We start from the raw sequence: 20,650 nt of genomic DNA, 5'->3' as shown, positions 1-20,650 counted from the left end.
AAATCGAAAGCGCGGCCGTCTTCCATTCAAGTCGTCTTCAAAGGATTCGTTCGATGAGTTCACGCAGGATCGCGGTGCGCCGCTCGGGAGTACACGGCAAGGGCGTGTTCGCGGTGGCGCCGATCAAGGCCGGCGAACGCGTAGTGGAATACAAGGGCGAGCGAATTTCGTGGAAGGAAGCGCTGCGCCGCCATCCGCACGACCCGAACGAGCCGAACCATACGTTCTACTTCGCACTGGAAGAGGGCGGCGTGATCGACGGCAAGATCGACGGCAACAGCGCGCGCTGGATCAACCATTCGTGCGCGCCGAACTGCGAGGCCGAGGAGATCGAGGGCCGCGTGTTCATCCATGCGCTGCGCGATATCGGGCCAGAAGAAGAGCTGTTCTACGACTACGGCCTCGTGATCGACGAGAAGCTGACGAAGAAGCTCAAGCGCGAATACGCGTGCCATTGCGGCGCGGCCGCGTGTCGCGGCACGCTGCTCGCCACGCCGGACGACGACGGCAAGAAGAAAAAGAAGAAGGACAGGAAGTCAGAGTCCGTCGCGAAGGACAAGAAAAAGAAGAAGTGACCGGCGCGGCCGTGCATCGTGCGCGGCTGCTTCACCTTCACCAGGATGGCCGCCGCGCGGCCGTCCGTCCTGCCCGATACGGGCCAGCACGCGCCTCAGTGCGTCGGCGCGGCGGCCGGCGTCTCGCTCGCCGGCTTCGCGGTGCGCTTGGCGAGCGGCACCCGCACCACGAAACGCGAGCCGCCTTCCGCTGCATCCTCGTACGACACCGTGCCGCCGTGCATCGCGATGATGTCGTGCACGATCGCGAGGCCGAGTCCGGCGCCCGTCTCGACGCCGTTGCCGCTCTGCGCATCGCCGCGGAAGAAGCGCTTGAACAGGTCGGCCTGCTGGCTGGCGGGCACGCCCGGGCCGTTGTCCTCGACGACGATCTCGGCGGCTGGCTGGCCGTCCTCGAGCGCGCCGCGTGCGACGTTCACCGTGATCCGCGCGCCCGCCGGCCGTGCGAGCGGCACGTATTTCAGCGCATTGTCGAGCAGGTTCGCGATCACTTCGCGCAGCAGCACGGGGTTGCCGCGCACGTTCAGCGTTTCGTCTTCGCCGGGATCGTCGCTGCGCTGGAAGCCGAGATCGACATGCGAGGCGAGCGCGCGCGGCACCCACTCGGCACCCGTCTCGAACGCCATCGCGGCCAGGTCGACGTCGACGAAACGCGCGGCCTGTTCGCCCGGCTCCGCACGCGCGAGCGACAGCAACTGGTTCGACAGCCGCACCGCGCGGTCGGCGGCCGCGCGCAGTTCGCGCACGGCGGCATAGGTCTGCTGCGGGTCGCGCGCGACGGCGGCCTGTTCCGCATGCAGCTTCACGGCCGTGAGCGGCGTGCGCAACTGGTGCGCGGCATCGGCGATGAACTTGCGCTGCGCGTCGAGCGCGGTCTTCAGGCGGCCGAGCAGCGCGTTCATCGCGCTCGTCAGCGGCCGGATCTCGAGCGGCACGTCGGTTTCGTCGACCGGCTCCAGCGACGTGTGGGTCTGCCGGTTCAGCGAATCGGCGAGATGCGTGAGCGGGCCGAGCTGCTGGTTCACGACCCGCCACACGATGCCCCAGCCCGCGAGCAGCAACAGCAACAGCGGCATCATGATCGCGACGAGGAATTCGGCCGCGATCCGGTAACGGTGGCGCACCGGCTGCGCGACCTCGACCACCATCGGCTTGCCGCCCTCGACATTGTCGACACGCACCTGCGCGACGCGCACCGCGCGATTGTCGTACTCGGCCTCGAACACGTACGCGTGATGCATGCGGCGCACGTTGATGCCGCGCAGCGGCAGCTTCGGGTCGCCGGCGAGTTCCTGTTCGCCGTCGCTGATCCGGTAGATCAGCGCCTCCGCCGGATCGGAGAACATCGCCTGCGCGAGCGGCGGCACCGTGAACGGCGCGTCGGGGCCGGCGATCTGGATCTGTTTGGAGATGGCGGTGGCGAGATCGGCGAGCGAGCGGTCGATCACGTGCTGCGTGTATTGCCACGCGAGCCAGTAGGCGATCAGGCCGCTCATCAGCGCGAGCATCGACAGCGGCGCGGCGAGGCGCCGAAGCAGCGAGCGGCGCAGGCTGGTGGTGACAGCCGGATCAGAAGACATTTCGACGGGCAAATGGATAAGCGCCGCTCACGGGGAGCGGCGCGGACGTGCGTCGGACGGCGACGCGGGCAGGGCGGCTTGCCGGCGGCACGCGGCCGGCCGGCGTGCGGCGCCGCTCAGACGCTCGCGGTCTGGCGGATTTCCTGCAGCAGGTAGCCGAAGCCGCGCACCGTGACGATTTCGACACGGCACTGCTCCAGTTTCTTGCGCACCCGGTGCACGTAGACTTCGATCGCGGTGTCGCCGAGATCGCCGCCGAAGTGCGTGAGGTGATCCTGCAGCTGGGCCTTGCTGACCACACGGCCGTGACGCAGCAGCAGCATTTCGAGCACCGCGAATTCGCGCGGCGACAGTTCCAGCGGCTTGTCGTCGTTGAAGATGCGGCGATCGACGCCCGACAGTCGGACGCCGCCGAGCGACACTTCCGGACGCGGCATGTCGCTGTGCGGGCCGCTGCGGCGCATCACCGCGCGGATGCGCGCTTCGAGCTCGGCCGGCTCGAACGGCTTGAGCATGTAATCGTCGGCGCCGGAGTTCAGGCCCTGAATCCGGTCGTTCAATTCGTCGCGCGCGGTCAGCACGATGACCGGCGTGTGGCGATTGGTCTGGCGAAAGCGTGTGAGCAGCGTCATACCGTCGATGCCCGGCAGGCCGAGGTCGAGGATCACGAGTTCGTGGCGGTTTTGTGCCAGCGCCTGTTCGGCAAAGATGCCGTCATGCACCATGTCGACGGTGAAGCCAGCCTGCTCGAGGCTGCTCTGGATACCGCGTGCGATGGGGCGGTCGTCTTCGATCAGAAGGAGTCGCATGAAGTTCGCTCAAGTACAATGGGTTGGCGGTTCAGGCACGCGGACAGCACGACGCCGTTTCCACAGGGGCGACGCATCGCCTGACAATCAAGCATGGCGGCCAGCGAACGATTAAATCCAATCATGTCCGATATTTCGATTCACGACCTCGAAGCCGCGATCAATTTCTGGCGCGCCCGCTCGCCGTCGAGCGGCGACGAACTCAAACTCTGCGAAGAGGCCAGCGCGCTCTCCAAGCCGTATGCGCTGCTGATTGTACAGCGCGAAGGCGCGCTGCAACTGGAAGGTTTGGACCCCAAGGCGCGGAAAGCGTACGAGACTTACGTGCGCCTTAAGGATGGCTTGGAAAGCTGAAGGCTTTCGCTGAGTACATCCTAGAAAACGTTCATCGAAATGAAAAGTTGACGCGCCGCGCGTCGAAAGATGCGCGGCGGTAGAGGAAGGTCTCAGGCGGCCGGATCGGTGTGTGCGCACACCTGGTCGATGAACGTTGCGAGCGCGATGTCGCGTTCGGTCAGGCCGTCCGCGTCGTGGGTCGACAGCGTCACGTCGACGCGGTTGTACACGTTGAACCATTCCGGATGGTGGTTCATTTCCTGCGCCTTGATCGCGACACGCGTCATGAAGCCGAAGGCCTCGTTGAAATCGGCAAAGCGCAGGCTGCGCTGGATCGCGTCGCGGCCCGGCACGGCCGTCCAGTGAGGCAGGCCTTCGAGTCGGGTCTTGCGTTCTTCTGATGTGAGCTTGTGAATCATGTTGCACCTCGTTCGGTAACGGCGCCCGCACGCGGGCAAAGGCCACGCGGCAAAACCGGTACCGGTCATTGTTTCATAGTTGCGGGATGGCCATCCGGCAACGGGCATCCGGGAGCGGGCGCCGGCGCGGGAATCATGCCGGCGTGGCCCGCGGCCTTACGCGTCGGCGTCGTCCGGCCAGCCTTCGCCCGTGCCGCGATGCAGCACGAGATCGCGGTCGACCACCGCGCCGGCCGGGAACTCGGACAGCGGGGCCAGCCGGTCGGCCAGCGCACGGCCATCGACGTCAGCCAGCGCGAACAATTGCGCGAAATCATCGATCACGAAGTAGGTCTTCTGGAATGTGTCGATCCGGTAGCGCGTGCGCATCACGCGCTCGAGGTCGAAACCGAGCCGGTTCGGCGCCGCGCTTTCGAGGCTGTACAGGCTCTCGCCCCTGCTCGACACGATCCCGGCGCCGTAAATCGACAGTCCGTTCGTGCCATTCGTGTCGCGGATCAGCCCGAACTCCACCGTATACCAGTAGAGGCGCGCCAGGCGCGCGAGCGCCGCTTCGTCGTCCGCGACCGCGAGCGCGGTGCGGCCGTATGCCTGCATGTAGTCAGCGAATACCGGCTCGATCAGGAGCGGCACGTGGCCGAACAGGTCGTGGAAGCAGTCGGGTTCCTGCAGGTAGTCGAGCTGATCGGGGCGGCGCATCCACCAGGTGACCGGAAACCGCCGGTTCGCGAGGTGCTCGAAGAACACGCGATCGGGCACGAGGCCCGGCACGGCGACGATCTCCCAGCCAGTGGCCGGCTTCAGCTGGCGATTCACGTCGGCGAACGACGGCACGCGATCGGCCGGCAGGTCGATCTTCCCGAGCCCTGCGATGAACGCGCCGCATGCGCGTCCGCGAAGCAGCGCCGACTGGCGCGCATAGAGCTGCTGCCACACCGCGTGGTCGACCTGGCCGTAGCGTTCGAGCGGCTGGTCGATGGTGAAATCGGCGCGGGTTTCGAGGCCCGCGTCGAACTGCTCCTGCAGTTTCGCGGTGACGACGGTGGACATGGTGAGGCTCTGCACGTTGTGGTTGGGAACCATGCAAGTGTAGAGCGAGTCGCGTGCGGAATGAGCGCAAAGATGGCGTGAATTCGCCTGTTGATGCGATAATCGCGCACCAAAACAGGAATCAATGCGGAGAACGCTCATGCTGGAACTCGATCACTTCGATCTCGCGCTTCTCGACGTGCTGCAGCGCTTCGGCCGTGCGACGCACCAGCAGCTCGGCGAGGAGGTGCCGCTGTCGCCGTCGCAGATCGGCCGGCGGCTGCAGCGGCTCGAGGCGGCCGGCGTGATTGAAGGCTACCGCGTGATGCTGCGCCCCGAAAAGCTCGGGCTCGGCGTCACGGCGTTCACGAGCCTGAAGCTCAAGCACCACGGCGATTCGATCATCGAGCAGTTCCAGCAACAGATCGACGTGCTGCCCGAAGTGCTCGAATGTCATGCGGTGGTCGGCGACGCCGACTATCTGCTGCGGATCGTCGCGCCGGATCTCAACGCCTTGTCGCAGTTCGTGATGAAGAAGCTGATGCGCGTGCCGGGCGTCGACAGCGTGCGCTCGAACATCGTGCTGACGACCTTCAAGCGCAACGGCGCGCTGCCGCTCGCGCACCTGGCGCCTGGCGCCGCCTGACGCGGCGGCCGGGCCGGCGGCGGGGCGCGAGGCGCCGCTGCTGACAGGGCCGGATCAGGCCGCTTCGGATCGTGCGTCGGCGTTCAGCAGGTCGACGTACGCGACCGCGACGAGATCCTCCTGCGCCACGCCGAGCTTCGCGAACACGTCATGGGCCTCGGCTTCGCCGCCGGCTTCGTCGTCGTCGGGACCGAGCACCACTTCCAGTTCGATGAAGTCGCCGAGGCCGTCGACGCGGTCGAGATGGATTCGCGTGCGGCCGACGAGGTACACGTGCCGTTCCTTCGTCACGATTCCGCGCGTGGTGAGCGCGGTCGCGAGCAGCGAGTGCATCGCGTCCGGGTTCGTCACCGGGCTGCGCGTGTAGTACGACGCCTTCGGCCCGTCACGGTCGTCGCGCTGGTAGAAGATCAGTTCGGCCGGCGTGCCGTCCTCGAAGCGGCGCAGCTTCAGCCGGCCGCGCGGCACGTCGTAGAAGAAATCCTGCTGGCGGTAGAAGAGCGGCGCTTCGGCGGCGAGCCTGGCCGCCTGTTCGCGCAGCCGGTCGAATTCGCGGGCGCGGGCTTTGATCTCGATGTTGCGGGCCATGCGGGTCTCCTTCAATCAGGGGTCTCGCGGTGTGCGAAGGCACAATCTAGCAAAAAGCCTGCGATGGTGGCGTGACGCGCAAGCGGGAATCGGCGACGCGATGCGGGGCACGCGATTCGAGCCCGTTCGCGACAAAACCCGTCATCTGCGGGCGTCGATTGGACATCCGCGGCGCGTCGCAGGCCTGCGTCCTGAGCCCGATGCACGACCGGCCGCATCGGCATCAGCGGCATTCATATCGCCCATTGGGTCTCGATCAGCCGCAGCGCGGCCGCGATCGCCGGTTCGGCGCGCCGCGCGGCGAGCGTCACGAAGGTCAGCTCGGTCGGCACCGTCACGTGTTCGACGATGGCCAGCGCATGCGCGTGCGCTTCGGCCAGCGCGGTCGAGTCGCGCGCGAGCGTCAACCCGATCCCCGATTTCACGAGATCGAGCATCGATTGCTCCTGGTCGACCTCGGCGACCTTCACCGGCTGAGCGCCGGCCGCCGCGAACAGCCGCGACAGCAGCCGGTGATGGGCGGACGCCGGCGGCGTCCAGATCCACGGCAGCGCGGCGAGCGCGCGCCAGTCGTGCGCGCGCTGCACGCGCTCCTTCCAGCCGGCCGGCGCGAGCACGCGGTACTGGAAACGTGTGAGCGTGATCGTGTGGAACAGCGTGTCGTCGCGCGGATCGTCCTCGTTGGGCCGGCCGATGTAATAGCCGACGTCGAGCGCCTGCGCACGCACCTGTTCGAGCACCCAGCCGGACATCCCGTGCCGCAATGCGGTTTCTATCTGCGGATGGGTTTCGACCAGCGCGCGCAGGAAGCCGCCGAGCCTCAGGAAGCCGGGATCGAGGATCGTGCCGATCCGCAGCCGGCCGCGCACCTCGTGCCGCAGCGCAGCAGCGGCGCGCTGCACGTCGGCGGCCGCGGCCAGCGCGCGCTCGGCGTGCGGCAGCAGGGTCTGGCCGTCGCGCGTGAGCGCAAGCCCGCGCGACGTGCGCGTAAACAGCGTGACGCCGAGCGTTTCCTGCAGATGCTTGATCTGCAGGCTGACGGCCGGCTGCGTCAGGTGCAGCTGCACGGCGGCGCGCGTCAGGTTGCCTTCGCGGGCGACCGTCGCGAACGCACGGAGCAGGGTGAGATCCATCGTCGTGATATGAGTGCAGCTTATAACGCGATTCAGCATAACTCATTGGATCGGCGGCGGGCGGCCGGAGTACGCTTCATCGACCGCATCGCCCGCGACGCACTATGCTGAAAACGACGCGCGGAATCGCGCGCGCGGTGCACAACAATTGATGGAGACACTCGTGAGTACTCAACGCACGCTCGAGGGCGAATTCGATTACGTGATCGTCGGCGCGGGCACCGCGGGCTGCGTGCTCGCGAACCGCCTGACCGAGGATCCCGAGATCCGCGTGCTGCTGCTCGAGGCCGGCGGCAAGGACGACTATCACTGGATCCACATCCCGGTCGGCTATTTATATTGCATCGGCAATCCGCGCACCGACTGGCTGTACAAGACGCAGCCCGAGGCGGCGCTCAACGGCCGCGCGCTGTCGTATCCGCGCGGCCGCGTGCTCGGCGGCTGCTCGTCGATCAACGGGATGATCTACATGCGCGGCCAGCGCGAGGATTACGACAGCTGGGCGCAGGAAACCGGCGATGCCGGCTGGTCGTGGGACAGCGTGCTGCGGATCTTCAAGCGCAGCGAGGATCACCACGCGGGCGCGAGCGATGCGCACGGCGCAGGCGGCTACTGGCGTGTCGAGAAGCAGCGGCTGCGCTGGGAGATCCTCGAATCGTTCGCACAGGCCGCGCAGCAGACGGGCATCCCGGCGACCGACGATTTCAACCGCGGCGACAATGCCGGGGTCGGCTATTTCGAGGTGAACCAGAAGCGCGGTGTGCGCTGGAATACGTCGAAGGCGTTCCTGCGGCCTGCGATGACGCGCCCGAACCTGACGGTGATCACCGGCGCGCATGCGCAGCGCGTGATCTTCGACGGGCGGCGCGCGGTCGGCGTCGAATATCGCGGCGGTGGCACCGACTACGTCGCGCGCGCGCGGGCCGAAGTGCTGCTCACGTCCGGCGCGGTGAATTCGCCGCAGCTGCTCGAATTGTCGGGCGTCGGTGCGGGCGCGCGGCTGCAGGCGCTCGGCATCGACGTCGTGCAGGATCTGCCGGGTGTCGGCGAGAACCTGCAGGATCACCTGCAGTTGCGGATGGCATTTCGCGTCGAAGGCGTGCGCACGCTGAACACGCTGTCCGCGCACTGGTGGGGCAAGCTGATGATCGGCGCCGAATATGCACTGCTGCAGCGCGGGCCGATGTCGATGGCGCCGTCGCAGCTCGGCGCGTTCGCGAAGTCTGATCCGGACGATCCCGCGCTCACGCGCCCCGATCTCGAATACCACGTGCAACCGCTGTCGCTGGAGCGTTTCGGCGAGCCGCTGCACGGCTTCAACGCCTTTACGGCGTCCGTCTGCCATCTGCGGCCGAGCTCGCGCGGCAGCGTGCACATCGCGAGCCCCGATGCGGGCGCGGCGCCGTCGATCGCACCGAACTATCTGTCGACCGACCACGATCGTCATGTCGCGGCGAATGCGCTGCGCCTCACGCGGCGCATCGCGTCCGCGCCGGCGCTCGCGCGCTACCATCCGGAAGAGATCCTGCCGGGCAGGCGGTACCAGACCGAAGCCGAACTGATCGAAGCGGCGGGTGCGGTCGGTACGACGATCTTCCATCCCGTCGGTACGTGCCGGATGGGGCGCACGGATGACGAGCGTGCCGTCGTCGACAGCCGGCTGCGCGTGCGCGGCATCGCCGGGCTGCGGATCGTCGATGCATCGGTGATGCCGTTCATCACGTCGGGCAACACGAATTCGCCGACGCTGATGATCGCCGAGCGCGCGAGCGACATGATCCGCGCCGATCGACGTGCTGCGCACGACGCGACGCAGGTGCGAACGGAAGCGACGATGACGGCTGCATGACGCCACGCTGACAGGCACGACAGCGGGCCGTCATGCGGGTGCCCGCTGATTCGCTATGCGAAACAAGCCGGCGTGCGGATCGCAACGGATCGACGACACGCACGGCGATTGCGCCGCAAGCCGCGCATTGCTCGCGGCCTTCTCGTTGCGCGACGACATGACGCGCGGCGTAACGTGCCCGCGTTCGCGCAGGCACGCGTCGTGCGATTGAGCGACCTTCGATGATGCGCGCGTCAAAAAAAACGCGTCGAAATTCGCGCTCAGCCGCGTGTCATATGGCGGCCAGCCCTATAAGTGCAAATCCCGATGATTGCACTGCACCAACGGCGCGACAATGTTGCGCAGTGTGCATACGCGTCGGCGCGGGAGACCACCCTCGAGGCGTAATTCGGCGCCCGGGGGGCAGCCCGCTGATCCGCGGACCTGTTCGCGGACGCTTCTCGCGAATCTTCCCGGTGCTTCGCCTGACTTCGTACGGAAGGGAACATGATTCTCGGCGACACGATTCTCGAAACACGCGGACTGACGAAGGAATTCAGGGGCTTCACCGCCGTGAACGGTGTCAACCTGCGTGTGCGGCGCGGTGCGATCCATGCGTTGATCGGACCGAACGGCGCGGGCAAGACCACCTGCTTCAACCTGCTCACCAAGTTCCTGACACCGACGGCCGGCCAGATCGTCTTCAACGGCATCGACATCACCGACGAGCGGCCCGCGCAGGTTGCACGGCGCGGCATCATCCGCTCGTTCCAGATCTCGGCCGTGTTCCCGCACCTGACCGCGCTTCAGAACGTGCGTATCGGCCTGCAGCGCGCGCTCGGCACCGAATTCCATTTCTGGCGCAGCGAACGCACGCTGAAGCGGCTCGACGACCGCGCGATGGACCTCCTCACGCAGGTCGGCCTCACTGATTTCGCGCAGGTGCCGACCGTCGAGCTCGCATACGGCCGCAAGCGCGCGCTCGAGATCGCGACCACGCTCGCGATGGAACCCGAACTGATGCTGCTCGACGAGCCCACGCAGGGGATGGGCCACGAGGACGTCGATCGCGTGACCGCGCTGATCAAGAAGGTCGCGAGCGGCCGCACGATCCTGATGGTCGAGCACAACATGAACGTGATCGCGGGCATCTCCGACACGATCACCGTCCTGCAACGCGGCGAGGTGCTGGCCGAAGGCTCGTATGCGGAAGTGTCGAAGAATCCGCTCGTGATCGAGGCCTACATGGGCAGCGCCGACGCGGCGCTCGCGGGGGCGCACGCATGAAGCACAGCGAACGGGAGGAACGCGAATTGAGCGGCGTCGAGAGCGGTACGCCCGCGCTGGAGATCACGGGCCTGGAGGCCTGGTACGGGGAATCCCACATATTGCACGGCGTCGACCTGACGGTGCATCGCGGCGAGGTCGTCACGCTGCTCGGCCGCAACGGCGCGGGCCGCACGACGACGCTGCGCGCGATCATGGGCCTCACCGGCCGCCGCAGCGGGTCGATCAAGGTCGCGGGCAACGAGACGATCGGCCTCGCGACGCACCGCATCGCGCATTTCGGCATCGGCTACTGCCCGGAGGAGCGCGGGATCTTCTCGAGCCTGTCGTGCGAGGAGAACCTGATGCTGCCGCCGCCGATCGGGCCGCGCGACCACGCGATGTCGATCGACGAGATCTACACGATGTTCCCGAACCTCGCGTCGCGCCGGCAGAGCCAGGGCACACGGCTGTCCGGCGGCGAGCAGCAGATGCTCGCGGTCGCGCGGATCCTGCGCACCGGCGCGAACCTGCTGCTGCTCGACGAGATTTCCGAAGGCCTCGCGCCGGTGATCGTGCAGGCGCTGGCGCGGATGATCGTCGCGCTGAAGGCGCGCGGCTACACGATCGTGATGGTCGAACAGAATTTCCGCTTCGCGGCACCGCTTGCCGACCGGTTCTACGTGATGGAGCACGGCAGCATCGTCGAGCATTTCCGCGCGGCCGAACTGGAAAGCAAGATGCCCACCCTGCACGACCTGCTCGGGGTGTGACGCCGCCCCGCCTCTCTCGCCGCTAGCCGTGGCGGCTTCGAACAACCACAACGCATCAGAACAACAGGAGACGTCAATGAAAATGAAGACCCTCGCACACGCCTGTCTCGCCCTCGCGACTGCCGCGTTCACCGCCGGCGCCGCGCAGGCCGCGGATACCGTGAAGATCGGCTTCATCACCGACATGTCGGGCCTTTACGCGGACATCGACGGGCAGGGCGGCCTCGAGGCGATCCGCATGGCGGTCGCCGACTTCGGCGGCAAGGTGCTCGGCAAGCCGATCGAGGTCGTCTATGCCGATCACCAGAACAAGGCCGACATCGCCGCGTCGAAGGCGCGCGAGTGGATGGACCGCGGCGGGCTCGACCTGCTGGTCGGCGGCACGAACTCCGCGACCGCGCTGTCGATGAACCAGGTCGCGGCCGAGAAGAAGAAGGTCTACATCAACATCGGCGCGGGCGCCGACACGCTGACCAACGAGCAGTGCACGCCGTACACGGTCCACTACGCGTACGACACGATGGCGCTCGCGAAGGGCACCGGCTCGGCGGTGGTGAAGCAGGGCGGCAAGAGCTGGTTCTTCCTGACCGCCGACTACGCGTTCGGCAAGGCGCTCGAGAAGAACACGTCGGATGTCGTGAAGGCGAATGGCGGCCAGGTGCTCGGCACGGTGCGCCACCCGCTGTCGGCGTCGGACTTCTCGTCGTTCCTGCTGCAGGCGCAGTCGTCGAAGGCGCAGATCCTCGGCCTCGCGAACGCGGGCGGCGACACGATCAACTCGATCAAGGCCGCGAAGGAATTCGGCATCACGAAGACGATGAAGATCGCCGCGCTGCTGATGTTCATCAACGACGTGCACAGCCTCGGCCTGGAGACGACGCAGGGCCTCGTGCTGACCGACAGCTGGTACTGGAACCGCGACGCGGCATCGCGCCAGTGGGCGCAGCGCTACTTCGGCAAGATGAAGAAGATGCCGTCGAGCCTGCAGGCGGCCGACTATTCGTCGGTGACGACGTACCTGAAGGCCGTGCAGGCGGCCGGCACGACCGACTCCGACAAGGTGATGGCCGAGCTGAAGAAGATGAAGATCAACGACTTCTACGCGAAGGGCTTCATTCGCCAGGACGGCAGCATGATTCACGACATGTATCTGATGGAAGTGAAGAAGCCGTCGGAATCGAAGGAGCCGTGGGACTACTACAAGGTGCTCGCCACGATTCCGGGCGACCAGGCATTCGGCACCAAGCAGGAATCGCGCTGCGCGATGTGGAAGTAAGCGCGACATAGCGGCGCGTGGTGGCGGCCGCAGCGATGTGCCCGCTGCGCCGCCCGTGCGCGCGACGGCTTGAACGTTGCGCGCGCAACAAAACTCATTCTGACGGCTAAGTCGATGGAAATCTTTGGCATTCCGTTGCCGGCGATGCTGAGCCAGTTGCTGCTCGGGCTCGTCAACGGCTCGTTCTACGCGATCCTGAGCCTCGGGCTCGCGGTGATCTTCGGGCTGCTCAACGTGATCAACTTCGCGCACGGCGCGCTGTTCATGCTGGGCGCGATGCTCGCGTGGATGGGGCTGTCGTACTTCGCGTTGCCGTACTGGGCGATGCTCGTGCTCGCGCCGCTGATCGTCGGTGCGTTCGGGATCCTGATCGAGCGTTCGATGCTGCGCTGGCTGTACAAGCTCGATCACCTGTACGGGCTGCTGCTCACGTTCGGGCTCACGCTGGTCGTCGAAGGCGTGTTCCGGTCGATCTACGGATCGTCCGGCCAGCCGTACGACGTGCCGTCGCAGCTGTCCGGCGCGACCAATCTCGGCTTCATGTTCCTGCCGAACTACCGCGCGTGGGTGGTCGTCGCGTCGCTCGCGGTGTGTCTCGCGACCTGGTTCGTGATCGAGAAGACGCGCCTGGGCGCCTATCTGCGCGCCGGCACCGAGAACCCGAAGCTCGTCGAGGCGTTCGGCGTGAACGTGCCGATGATGATCACGCTCACCTATGGCTTCGGCGTCGCGCTCGCGGCGTTCGCGGGCGTGCTCGCGGCGCCGGTGATCCAGGTGTCGCCGCTGATGGGCCAGCCGATGATCATCACCGTGTTCGCGGTGGTCGTGATCGGCGGGATGGGCTCGATCCTCGGCTCGATCATCACCGGCCTGCTGCTCGGCGTGATCGAGGGCTTCACGCGCGTGTTCTATCCGGAAGCATCGGCCACCGTCGTGTTCGTGATCATGGCGATCGTGCTGCTGTTCCGCCCGGCGGGCCTGTTCGGCAAGGAAAAATGATGCAGAGAAAAGTGCTCTACGGCGTGCTGCTCGCGGCACTGCTCGTCGCGCCGTTCATCGGCGCGTATCCGGTGTTCGTGATGAAGGTGCTCACGTTCGCGCTGTTCGCGGCCGCGTTCAACCTGCTGATCGGCTATACGGGGCTGCTGTCGTTCGGTCATGCGATGTTCCTCGCGACCGCCGGCTATGTGACCGGCTATGCGATCCAGACGCTCGGTTTCACGCCGGAGCTCGGCGTGCTGGTCGGTACCGTTGCCGCGACGCTGCTCGGGCTCGTCGTCGGCCTGTTCGCGATCCGCCGGCAGGGCATCTACTTCGCGATGATCACGCTCGCGTTCGCGCAGATGGTCTACTTCATCTATCTGCAGGCGCCGTTCACGCACGGCGAGGACGGCCTGCAGGGCGTGCCGCGCGGGCACCTGTTCGGGGTCGTCGACCTGTCGAACGACGTCGCGCTCTACTACGTCGTACTCGCGGTGATCGTCGCGGCGTGCGCCTTCATCGTGCGGATCGTGCACTCGCCGTTCGGCCAGGTGCTCGTCGCGATCAAGGAGAACGAGGCGCGCGCGATCTCGCTCGGCTACGACACCGATCGCTTCAAGCTGCTCGCGTTCATCCTGTCGGCCGGGCTCGCGGGGCTGGCCGGTTCGCTGAAGGTGCTGGTGCTCGGTTTCGAGACGCTGTCCGACGCGTACTGGACGATGTCGGGCCTCGTCGTGCTGATGACGCTCGTCGGCGGGATGGGTACGCTGTTCGGCCCGTTGCTCGGCGCGGCGCTGATCGTCGCGCTGGAGGACCGGCTCGGCGACATCGGCGAATGGCTCGCGTCGGCGACCGGCATCGGCTGGTTCCACTCGCTCGGCGAATCGGCGACGATCGTCACGGGGCTGATCTTCATCGCATGCGTGCTTGCGTTCCGGCGCGGGATCGTCGGCGAGATGGTCGCGCGGGTGAAGACGCTCAGGCCGTCCTGATTGCATCGCAGCGGCCGTTGCGGCGCGTTGATGCGAAGCACCATCCGGCGCAGCCGGGAAGGGCGTTTCGGCGGCCTCGCGCCGGTGCCGCGCGGCAGGGCTGGTGCCCCATTTTCGTGCGGCGATGCACCATAGGGGTAAATGCTAAGTTGTCGCAGGGTGAAAGGTCCTTTAATCTTCGTTTCAGTTCTGATGCACCGCGAAACGAATTTGCAGGTGGAGAACGAGGAGACAATCGAGGCACAAAGTGCCCGGACCCCAAAAGCGCTGTTGGACGGAATCCAACAGCGCTTTTTCATTTGGTGCGCGAATTTCCGTTGCTGGTGCAAAGGCGTGCCGCCACATTCTGGCCGACCGCGCTCGCGTCTCATCCCGTCTTCCTCCGTTTTCGTCCTTCCTTCCTGCCGGTCGATCGCCGCTGGCGCGCAGCCACGTGCATTGCCGTCCGGGCTTACCCGGTTGGCGTGCGCAAAAAGCGTCCGTTACACTCAGCTTTCGCCGACCGTGCGGTCGGGAAAACGGTCGGCAGTTCTCCTACAAGCAAAATGCAGAAGAGGGAGTGCGGTTGGATGAGAAGCGCGGGACGATGGATCGGGGTGCAGGGGGGCGGCTGGCGCCGCTCGTTCGGGGGCGGCGGTGCACGGATATACCCCGGCGTTCACGAGCCGTCCTGCGGCCGGCATGCGCGTTCCGGTGCGATTTGCCGGCACGACGGTCTCCGCGGTCGTTGCGTTCGCATCCGACGTGTCGTTCGCGTTCGCATGAACGGCCGATTTTTCGATCCTGCATCGCCCGCTTGTGGAGCCGAACCCGGCCCGGCCGGCCGACCTTCCGATGATCGTTGCGTCCGCATCGATCGTGTCTCGCGCAACGTCGCATTTCTCCGGTTGGTTCATCCAGACGACATTACTGCCGCGCATCGTGGCGGTCGCGCGACCGTTTCGGAGCGCGCCGCGGCGCGTGCGCGCGCAGTATCACCGGGGCTTGATGGCGGTTCAGGCATTTCACGGGAAAACGAGTGTAGGCGCGGTACGGCGAGATAGTTAAATTATTAACTTGTTTGAGGACCGGGAGCCGCCCGAGCGACCCGCGGATTTTTCGAGCAGCGTTTGGAGACAACGTAAATGAAGATGAATCGATGGATGGAGGTTCTGCTTGCCGCGGGCCTCGTGTGCGCGGCGGCCACGGCGTCGGCGCAGGTGAAGATCGGTGTAACGCTGTCGGCCACCGGGCCGGCCGCGTCGCTCGGGATTCCGGAAAAGAACACGATCGCGCTGCTGCCGAAGGAAATCGCGGGCAAGAGCGTCCAGTACATCGTGCTCGACGATGCGTCCGACACGAGCCGCGCGGTGCAGAACGTGCGCAAGCTGATCGACGAGGATCACGTCGACGCGATCATCGGTTCGTCCGTCACGCCGAATTCGCTCGCGATGCTCGATCCGATATCGCAGGGCAAGACGCCGACGATCTCGCTCGCGGCGAGCGCGCAGATCATCTCGCCGATGGACACGAAGCGCGCATGGATGTTCAAGGTGCCGCAGAACGACCAGCTGATGGCCGATGCGATTGCCGGCTACATGGCGAAGCACGGCGTGAAGACGGTCGGCTTCATCGGCTTCGCCGATGCGTACGGCGACAGCTGGTACAACACGTTCAATGCGGCTGCTGCGAAGAACGGGCTGAAGGTCGTGTCGAACGAGCGTTACAACCGCACCGACGCGTCGGTGATGGGGCAGGTGCTGAAGCTGATGGGTTCGAATCCCGATGCGGTGCTGATCGCCGGGTCCGGCACGCCGGCCGCGCTGCCCGCCAAGACGCTGAAGGAGCGTGGCTACAAGGGCAAGGTGTATCAGACGCACGGCGTCGCGAACAACGACTTCCTGCGCGTGTGCGGCAAGGATTGCGAGGGCGAGATCCTCCCGGCCGGCCCGGTGCTCGTGACCGACCAGCTGCCCGATTCGAACCCGGTGAAGAAGCCGGCGCTCGGCTACAAGGCCGCGTACGAGAAGGCCTACGGCGCGGGGTCGCTGTCGACCTTCGGCGGCCACGCATGGGATGCGGGGCTGTTGCTGCAGCGTGCGATCCCCGAAGCGCTGAAGAAGGGCCAGCCGGGCACCGAGGCGTTCCGCGAGGCGCTGCGCGCGTCGCTCGAGAGCGTGAAGGACCTGCCCGTGTCGCACGGCGTGATCAACACGACGCCGACCGATCACAACGGCTTCGACACGCGTGCGCGCGTGATGGTGCAGATCGTCGACGGCAAGTGGAAGCTGCAGGCCGAGTAAGCACCACGTGAAACCGGCGGGCGCGGCGCGAACGGCGCCGTGCGCGCCGTCGGCAGCGGAGCGGGCCTGACGGGCCGCTCCCGTGCCGCATGGAATCACCGGGGCCCGCCGCGTGGCGCCCGACGCGCCGATTTTGCCGTTCGTGCGCCGCGGCCATTCCCGTCTTTCGTTTCTTCGCAGCATTTTCGATACCCGAAACGTATGGATCTCTCGATTGCGGCGATCCTCGCGCAAGACGGCATCACGACCGGCGCCATTTATGCATTGCTGTCGTTGGCGCTCGTGCTGGTGTTTTCCGTCACGCGGGTGATCTTCATTCCCCAGGGCGAATTCGTCGCCTACGGTGCGCTCACGCTTGCGGCGCTGCAGGCGCAGAAATTTCCCGCCACCTGCTGGCTGCTGTTCGTGATGGGCATCGCGTGCTTCCTGCTGGAAGTCGGCGGCCTGATTCGCCATCGCGAACGCCGTCATCAGCTCGGCCGCACGCTCGCGACGCTCGGCAGCCGCTACGTGCTTCTGCCGCTCGCGGTGTTCGCGATTACGCGCGGCTTTGCCGCGCAGCCGATGCCGATGCTTGCACAAATCGCGCTGACGCTCGCGATCGTCGTGCCGATGGGGCCGTTCGTCTACCGGCTCGTCTATCAGCCGATCGCCGAAGGCACGACACTCCTGCTGCTGATCGTGTCCGTCGCCGTCCATTTCGCGATGGTCGGCCTCGGGCTTGTGATGTTCGGGGCGGAAGGCTCGCGCACCAACGGCTTCGCGGATGCGTCGCTGTCGGTCGGCAGCATGACGGTGTCGGTACAGAGCATCCTCGTGGTCGTGACCGCGCTGGTGCTGATCGGCGCGCTCTACGTGTATTTCGGCCGCACGATCGCCGGCAAGGCACTGCGTGCGACATCCGTGAACCGGCTCGGCGCGCGGCTCGTCGGCATCGGCACGACCGAAGCAGGGCGGCTCGCGTTCACGCTGGCGGCCGGGCTCGGTGTGCTGTCCGGCATCCTCGTCGGTCCGCTGACGACGATCTATTACGACTCCGGCTTCCTGATCGGCCTGAAGGGTTTCGTCGGCGCGATCATCGGCGGGCTGGTCAGCTATCCGCTCGCGGCCGCCGGCTCGCTGCTGGTCGGCGTGCTCGAATCGTATTCGTCGTTCTGGGCGAGCGCGTACAAGGAAGTGATCGTGTTCACGCTGATCATCCCGGTGCTGCTGTGGCGCAGTTTCGCGACGCCGCACACGGAAGAGGAAGAGGAGTGACGCGATGAAGACGATGGTACGCAACAAGACTTTCTGGGTGTTTCTCGTGGTGCTGTTCGCGCTGCCGGTGCTGCCCGGCGCGCTGCAGGTACCCGAATACTGGATCACGCTGCTGAACTACATCGGCCTCTACGCGATCGTCGCGATCGGCCTCGTGCTGCTGACGGGCGTTGGCGGCATGACGAGCTTCGGTCAGGCCGCATTCGTCGGCATCGGCGCGTATGCGACCGCATTCCTGACGACGCGCTACGGCGTGTCGCCGTGGCTCGCGCTGATCGTCGGCGTCGTGCTGACGGCGCTCGTCGCGCTCGTGCTCGGTGCGGTCACGATGCGCCTGTCCGGGCACTTCCTGCCGCTCGGCACGATCGCGTGGGGTCTCGCGCTGTTCTATCTTTTCGGAAACCTCGAACTGCTCGGCAAGTACGACGGTATCAACGGGATTCCGGCACTGAACCTGTTCGGCATCGAGCTCGGAAGCGGCCGAAGCCTGTACTTCCTGATCTGGGCCGTCGTGCTGGCCGCGATCGTGTCCGTGCAGAACCTGCTCAACAGCCGGCCAGGCCGTGCGATCCGCGCATTGCGTGGCGGCGGCGTGATGGCAGAGGCGATGGGCGTGAACACCGCGTGGATGCGCGTCGTGATCTTCATCTACGCGGCCGCGCTCGCTGCGGTTTCGGGCTTCCTGTACGCGCACTTGCAGCGCGCGGTGAACCCGACCCCGTTCGGCCTGAACCACGGGATCGAATTCCTGTTCATGGCCGTGGTCGGCGGCGTGTCGCACGTGTGGGGCGCGGTGCTCGGTGCCGCGATCCTCACCGTGCTTCAGGACTACCTGCAGACGCTGTTGCCGAAGCTGCTCGGCTCGGAGGGCAACTTCGAGATCATCGTGTTCGGCGTGCTGATGGTGCTGCTGCTGCAGTACGCACGCCAAGGCGTGTGGCCGTTCGTCGCGAAGCTGTTTCCGCGCGGGCCGCGCGCGCATGTGCCCGACCATGCCGATCCGCTGCCGCAGCGCGCGAAGCCGGTGGCGGGCGAGCCGCTGCTCGTCGTCGACAACGCGCGCAAGCAGTTCGGTGGACTGGTGGCCGTCAACGACGTCAGCTTCGACGTGAAGGCGGGACAGATCATCGGCCTGATCGGCCCGAACGGCGCCGGTAAGTCGACCACGTTCAACCTCGTGACCGGCGTGCTGCAGCCGACCGGCGGCACGATCACGTTCCGCGGCGAGCGGATCGACGGGCTCACGTCGCGCCAGATTGTCCGGCGGGGGATCGGTCGTACGTTCCAGCACGTGAAGCTGCTGCCGACGATGACGGTGCTCGAGAATGTCGCGATCGGCGCGCACCTGCGCGGCCATACGGGCGTGTGGCGCAGCATCGCGCGGTTCAATGCGCACGAGGAAGCGCAGCTACTGGCCGAGGCGGCACGACAGATCCGCCGCGTCGGGCTGGAGAGGCACATGTACGATGAAGCCGGCAGCCTCGCGCTCGGCCAGCAGCGGATTCTCGAAATCGCGCGCGCGCTTTGCTGCGATCCGACGCTGTTGCTGCTCGACGAGCCGGCCGCTGGGCTGCGCTACCAGGAGAAGCAGCAGCTCGCCCACCTGCTGCGGCGCCTGAAGGCGGAAGGAATGAGCGTGTTGCTCGTGGAACATGACATGGATTTCGTGATGAACCTCACCGACCGGCTGGTGGTGATGGAATTCGGCACGCGGATCGCGGAAGGACTGCCGCAGGACGTGCAGCAGGATCCGGCGGTGCTCGAAGCGTATCTGGGCGGGGTGGAATGATGGCGGAGACGACGATGCCGATTCTCGACGTGCGCGGCCTGGCGGTGCGATACGGGAAGGTAGAGGCGTTACACGGAGCGGCGATCAAGGTCGGCGCAGGACAGATCGTCAGCGTGATCGGCCCGAACGGGGCAGGCAAGTCGACGCTGCTGAACGCAATCATGGGCGCGTTGCCGGTGACCGGGCATGCGACAGGGGCAGTTGTGTACCGTGGCAAGGACGTGGGCGCGCTGCCGGTCGAACAGCGTGTCGCGCGGGGAATGTGCCTTGTGCCGGAAAAGCGCGAGCTGTTCAGCACGATGACGGTCGAGGATAACCTCGTGCTGGGCGCGTATCGCCGCAAGCTCGCAGGCGAGTCGAACTTCCTCGACCAGCTCGATCATGTGTTTGCACTGTTTCCGCGGCTCAAGGAGCGGCGCAAGCAGGCAGCCGGCACGCTATCGGGTGGTGAGCGACAGATGCTCGCGGTGGGCCGTGCGCTGATGGGCAAGCCCGATCTGCTGATGCTCGACGAGCCGAGCCTCGGGCTGGCGCCGCTGATCGTGAAGGAGATTTTTCATATCATCAGCGCGTTACGCGGCACAGGCGTCGCGACGCTTCTGATCGAGCAGAACGCTCGGGCTGCGCTGCAGATCTCGGACTACGGCTATGTACTGGAGACGGGGGAGTTTGCGCTGGAAGGACCGGCGGCGGAGCTGGCGCAGAATCCTCGGGTGATCGAAACATACCTGGGGTTGGTGAAAAAAACGGCTTGATGGGTGGGCGGTCGGCGGGAAACGTGCGGCGTGTTTCACGTGAAACACGCCGCTTTTTGTTTTCTGGGAGAGGGGCGATGCGTCGGTGAATCGGGCGTGGGGATAAGTGCCGGAGCAACAAGCAGAAACCCTGTGACGAGAGCGGGGGCATCATCGCGCCGGGTTGCGCAGGGCAGTGAGCGCTGTACACGTGACAGTGTTCTATCGACATGAGCCAAACGGCACAGGGGATAAGCTCGGGCAGGTCGATCCGAAATGCTGTGATGGCACAGCGATGACGGAGGTCGCAAACCACTGCCGGGTGCGCGATTTTGCACAGTGTGACGATGTGCGCCG

General features: G+C 66.1%; 19 protein-coding genes. 13 read left to right on the top strand and 6 right to left on the bottom strand.

Translation table 11 applies throughout. The features are described from left to right. Window positions 1–53: 53 nt before the first annotated feature. Window positions 54–575, top strand: coding sequence for an SET domain-containing protein (locus tag DIE08_RS18015; protein ID WP_124627886.1), 522 nt, complete (start codon window positions 54–56; stop codon window positions 573–575). 95 nt (window positions 576–670) lie between these two features. On the opposite strand, the gene DIE08_RS18010 is transcribed toward DIE08_RS18015, so the two are convergent. Next, a complete protein-coding gene (locus DIE08_RS18010) occupies window positions 671–2,155 on the bottom strand; it encodes a sensor histidine kinase (protein ID WP_124902817.1) in 1,485 nt (494 codons plus the stop codon). A 116-nt stretch (window positions 2,156–2,271) separates the two neighbouring features. Continuing rightward, window positions 2,272–2,964, bottom strand: coding sequence for a response regulator transcription factor (locus DIE08_RS18005; protein ID WP_006401494.1), 693 nt, complete (start codon window positions 2,962–2,964; stop codon window positions 2,272–2,274). Window positions 2,965–3,087: 123 nt separating this feature from the next. On the opposite strand from DIE08_RS18005, the gene DIE08_RS18000 reads away from it, so the two are divergent. Beyond that, window positions 3,088–3,318 (top strand): DUF3717 domain-containing protein, encoded by a 231-nt coding sequence (locus tag DIE08_RS18000; RefSeq protein WP_006756491.1) that lies wholly within the window; start codon window positions 3,088–3,090, stop codon window positions 3,316–3,318. A gap of 92 nt (window positions 3,319–3,410) precedes the next feature. Here the strand turns inward: DIE08_RS18000 and DIE08_RS17995 are convergent, their stop codons facing one another. Both DIE08_RS17995 and phhA read right to left on the bottom strand, forming a co-directional pair. Then, window positions 3,411–3,719: a 4a-hydroxytetrahydrobiopterin dehydratase gene (locus DIE08_RS17995; protein WP_059452552.1), complete on the bottom strand. Its 309-nt coding sequence runs from the start codon at window positions 3,717–3,719 to the stop codon at window positions 3,411–3,413. Between the two features lie 156 nt (window positions 3,720–3,875). Further along, on the bottom strand, window positions 3,876–4,802 hold the full coding sequence (gene phhA / locus DIE08_RS17990) for a phenylalanine 4-monooxygenase (protein WP_124902815.1): 927 nt from the start codon (window positions 4,800–4,802) through the stop codon (window positions 3,876–3,878). Between the two features lie 106 nt (window positions 4,803–4,908). On the opposite strand from phhA, the gene DIE08_RS17985 reads away from it, so the two are divergent. Continuing rightward, window positions 4,909–5,394, top strand: coding sequence for an Lrp/AsnC family transcriptional regulator (locus DIE08_RS17985; protein WP_006408082.1), 486 nt, complete (start codon window positions 4,909–4,911; stop codon window positions 5,392–5,394). Between the two features lie 54 nt (window positions 5,395–5,448). On the opposite strand, the gene DIE08_RS17980 is transcribed toward DIE08_RS17985, so the two are convergent. Together DIE08_RS17980 and DIE08_RS17975 are read right to left on the bottom strand one after the other, a co-directional pair. Next, window positions 5,449–5,982, bottom strand: a complete 534-nt coding sequence (locus DIE08_RS17980; RefSeq protein WP_124902813.1) for a class IV adenylate cyclase — start codon at window positions 5,980–5,982, stop codon at window positions 5,449–5,451. Between the two features lie 233 nt (window positions 5,983–6,215). Beyond that, complete coding sequence (locus tag DIE08_RS17975) at window positions 6,216–7,115, bottom strand: LysR family transcriptional regulator (protein ID WP_124902811.1); 900 nt, start codon at window positions 7,113–7,115, stop codon at window positions 6,216–6,218. A gap of 163 nt (window positions 7,116–7,278) precedes the next feature. On the opposite strand from DIE08_RS17975, the gene DIE08_RS17970 reads away from it, so the two are divergent. The 10 genes from DIE08_RS17970 to DIE08_RS17925 all read left to right on the top strand — a co-directional run bounded on the left by DIE08_RS17970 (window position 7,279) and on the right by DIE08_RS17925 (window position 20,314). Beyond that, window positions 7,279–8,964 (top strand): GMC family oxidoreductase, encoded by a 1,686-nt coding sequence (locus DIE08_RS17970; protein WP_124902809.1) that lies wholly within the window; start codon window positions 7,279–7,281, stop codon window positions 8,962–8,964. A gap of 486 nt (window positions 8,965–9,450) precedes the next feature. After that, window positions 9,451–10,230 carry an ABC transporter ATP-binding protein gene (locus tag DIE08_RS17965; RefSeq protein WP_021160426.1) on the top strand — a complete coding sequence of 260 codons (780 nt, stop codon included), beginning with the start codon at window positions 9,451–9,453 and terminating at the stop codon, window positions 10,228–10,230. Next, window positions 10,227–10,982: an ABC transporter ATP-binding protein gene (locus DIE08_RS17960; protein WP_124902807.1), complete on the top strand. Its 756-nt coding sequence runs from the start codon at window positions 10,227–10,229 to the stop codon at window positions 10,980–10,982. Before DIE08_RS17965 ends, DIE08_RS17960 begins: the two co-directional genes overlap by 4 nt. 76 nt (window positions 10,983–11,058) lie before the next feature. After that, window positions 11,059–12,258: an ABC transporter substrate-binding protein gene (locus tag DIE08_RS17955; protein ID WP_059682654.1), complete on the top strand. Its 1,200-nt coding sequence runs from the start codon at window positions 11,059–11,061 to the stop codon at window positions 12,256–12,258. 114 nt (window positions 12,259–12,372) lie between these two features. Beyond that, complete coding sequence (locus tag DIE08_RS17950) at window positions 12,373–13,257, top strand: branched-chain amino acid ABC transporter permease (RefSeq protein WP_059602103.1); 885 nt, start codon at window positions 12,373–12,375, stop codon at window positions 13,255–13,257. Further along, complete coding sequence (locus DIE08_RS17945) at window positions 13,257–14,231, top strand: branched-chain amino acid ABC transporter permease (RefSeq protein ID WP_170296431.1); 975 nt, start codon at window positions 13,257–13,259, stop codon at window positions 14,229–14,231. Before DIE08_RS17950 ends, DIE08_RS17945 begins: the two co-directional genes overlap by 1 nt. 1,124 nt (window positions 14,232–15,355) lie before the next feature. Continuing rightward, a complete protein-coding gene (locus DIE08_RS17940) occupies window positions 15,356–16,513 on the top strand; it encodes an ABC transporter substrate-binding protein (protein WP_124902805.1) in 1,158 nt (385 codons plus the stop codon). Window positions 16,514–16,714: 201 nt separating this feature from the next. Further along, complete coding sequence (locus DIE08_RS17935) at window positions 16,715–17,770, top strand: branched-chain amino acid ABC transporter permease (protein ID WP_059682658.1); 1,056 nt, start codon at window positions 16,715–16,717, stop codon at window positions 17,768–17,770. Window positions 17,771–17,774: 4 nt separating this feature from the next. Beyond that, complete coding sequence (locus DIE08_RS17930) at window positions 17,775–19,559, top strand: ABC transporter permease subunit (RefSeq protein WP_124902803.1); 1,785 nt, start codon at window positions 17,775–17,777, stop codon at window positions 19,557–19,559. Continuing rightward, window positions 19,559–20,314: an ABC transporter ATP-binding protein gene (locus DIE08_RS17925; protein ID WP_059602253.1), complete on the top strand. Its 756-nt coding sequence runs from the start codon at window positions 19,559–19,561 to the stop codon at window positions 20,312–20,314. The genes DIE08_RS17930 and DIE08_RS17925 overlap by 1 nt, the downstream gene beginning before the upstream one ends. Window positions 20,315–20,650: the final 336 nt, after the last annotated feature.

The sequence above is a fragment of the Burkholderia sp. Bp9004 genome, from assembly GCF_003858025.1.
Taxonomy (GTDB): Bacteria; Pseudomonadota; Gammaproteobacteria; order Burkholderiales; family Burkholderiaceae; genus Burkholderia; species Burkholderia diffusa.
This window is presented reverse-complemented; position numbering and strand designations above follow the sequence as displayed.

Excerpts from the sequence above, each read along its gene's own strand:
- DIE08_RS18015 (WP_124627886.1), top strand. The coding sequence starts at position 54 with ATGAGTTCACGCAGGATCGCGGTGCGCCGCTCGGGAGTACACGGCAAG.
- DIE08_RS18010 (WP_124902817.1), bottom strand. The coding sequence starts at position 2,155 with ATGTCTTCTGATCCGGCTGTCACCACCAGCCTGCGCCGCTCGCTGCTT.
- DIE08_RS18005 (WP_006401494.1), bottom strand. The coding sequence starts at position 2,964 with ATGCGACTCCTTCTGATCGAAGACGACCGCCCCATCGCACGCGGTATC.
- DIE08_RS18000 (WP_006756491.1), top strand. The coding sequence starts at position 3,088 with ATGTCCGATATTTCGATTCACGACCTCGAAGCCGCGATCAATTTCTGG.
- DIE08_RS17995 (WP_059452552.1), bottom strand. The coding sequence starts at position 3,719 with ATGATTCACAAGCTCACATCAGAAGAACGCAAGACCCGACTCGAAGGC.
- phhA (WP_124902815.1), bottom strand. The coding sequence starts at position 4,802 with ATGGTTCCCAACCACAACGTGCAGAGCCTCACCATGTCCACCGTCGTC.
- DIE08_RS17985 (WP_006408082.1), top strand. The coding sequence starts at position 4,909 with ATGCTGGAACTCGATCACTTCGATCTCGCGCTTCTCGACGTGCTGCAG.
- DIE08_RS17980 (WP_124902813.1), bottom strand. The coding sequence starts at position 5,982 with ATGGCCCGCAACATCGAGATCAAAGCCCGCGCCCGCGAATTCGACCGG.
- DIE08_RS17975 (WP_124902811.1), bottom strand. The coding sequence starts at position 7,115 with ATGGATCTCACCCTGCTCCGTGCGTTCGCGACGGTCGCCCGCGAAGGC.
- DIE08_RS17965 (WP_021160426.1), top strand. The coding sequence starts at position 9,451 with ATGATTCTCGGCGACACGATTCTCGAAACACGCGGACTGACGAAGGAA.
- DIE08_RS17960 (WP_124902807.1), top strand. The coding sequence starts at position 10,227 with ATGAAGCACAGCGAACGGGAGGAACGCGAATTGAGCGGCGTCGAGAGC.
- DIE08_RS17955 (WP_059682654.1), top strand. The coding sequence starts at position 11,059 with ATGAAAATGAAGACCCTCGCACACGCCTGTCTCGCCCTCGCGACTGCC.
- DIE08_RS17950 (WP_059602103.1), top strand. The coding sequence starts at position 12,373 with ATGGAAATCTTTGGCATTCCGTTGCCGGCGATGCTGAGCCAGTTGCTG.
- DIE08_RS17945 (WP_170296431.1), top strand. The coding sequence starts at position 13,257 with ATGCAGAGAAAAGTGCTCTACGGCGTGCTGCTCGCGGCACTGCTCGTC.
- DIE08_RS17940 (WP_124902805.1), top strand. The coding sequence starts at position 15,356 with ATGAAGATGAATCGATGGATGGAGGTTCTGCTTGCCGCGGGCCTCGTG.
- DIE08_RS17935 (WP_059682658.1), top strand. The coding sequence starts at position 16,715 with ATGGATCTCTCGATTGCGGCGATCCTCGCGCAAGACGGCATCACGACC.
- DIE08_RS17930 (WP_124902803.1), top strand. The coding sequence starts at position 17,775 with ATGAAGACGATGGTACGCAACAAGACTTTCTGGGTGTTTCTCGTGGTG.
- DIE08_RS17925 (WP_059602253.1), top strand. The coding sequence starts at position 19,559 with ATGGCGGAGACGACGATGCCGATTCTCGACGTGCGCGGCCTGGCGGTG.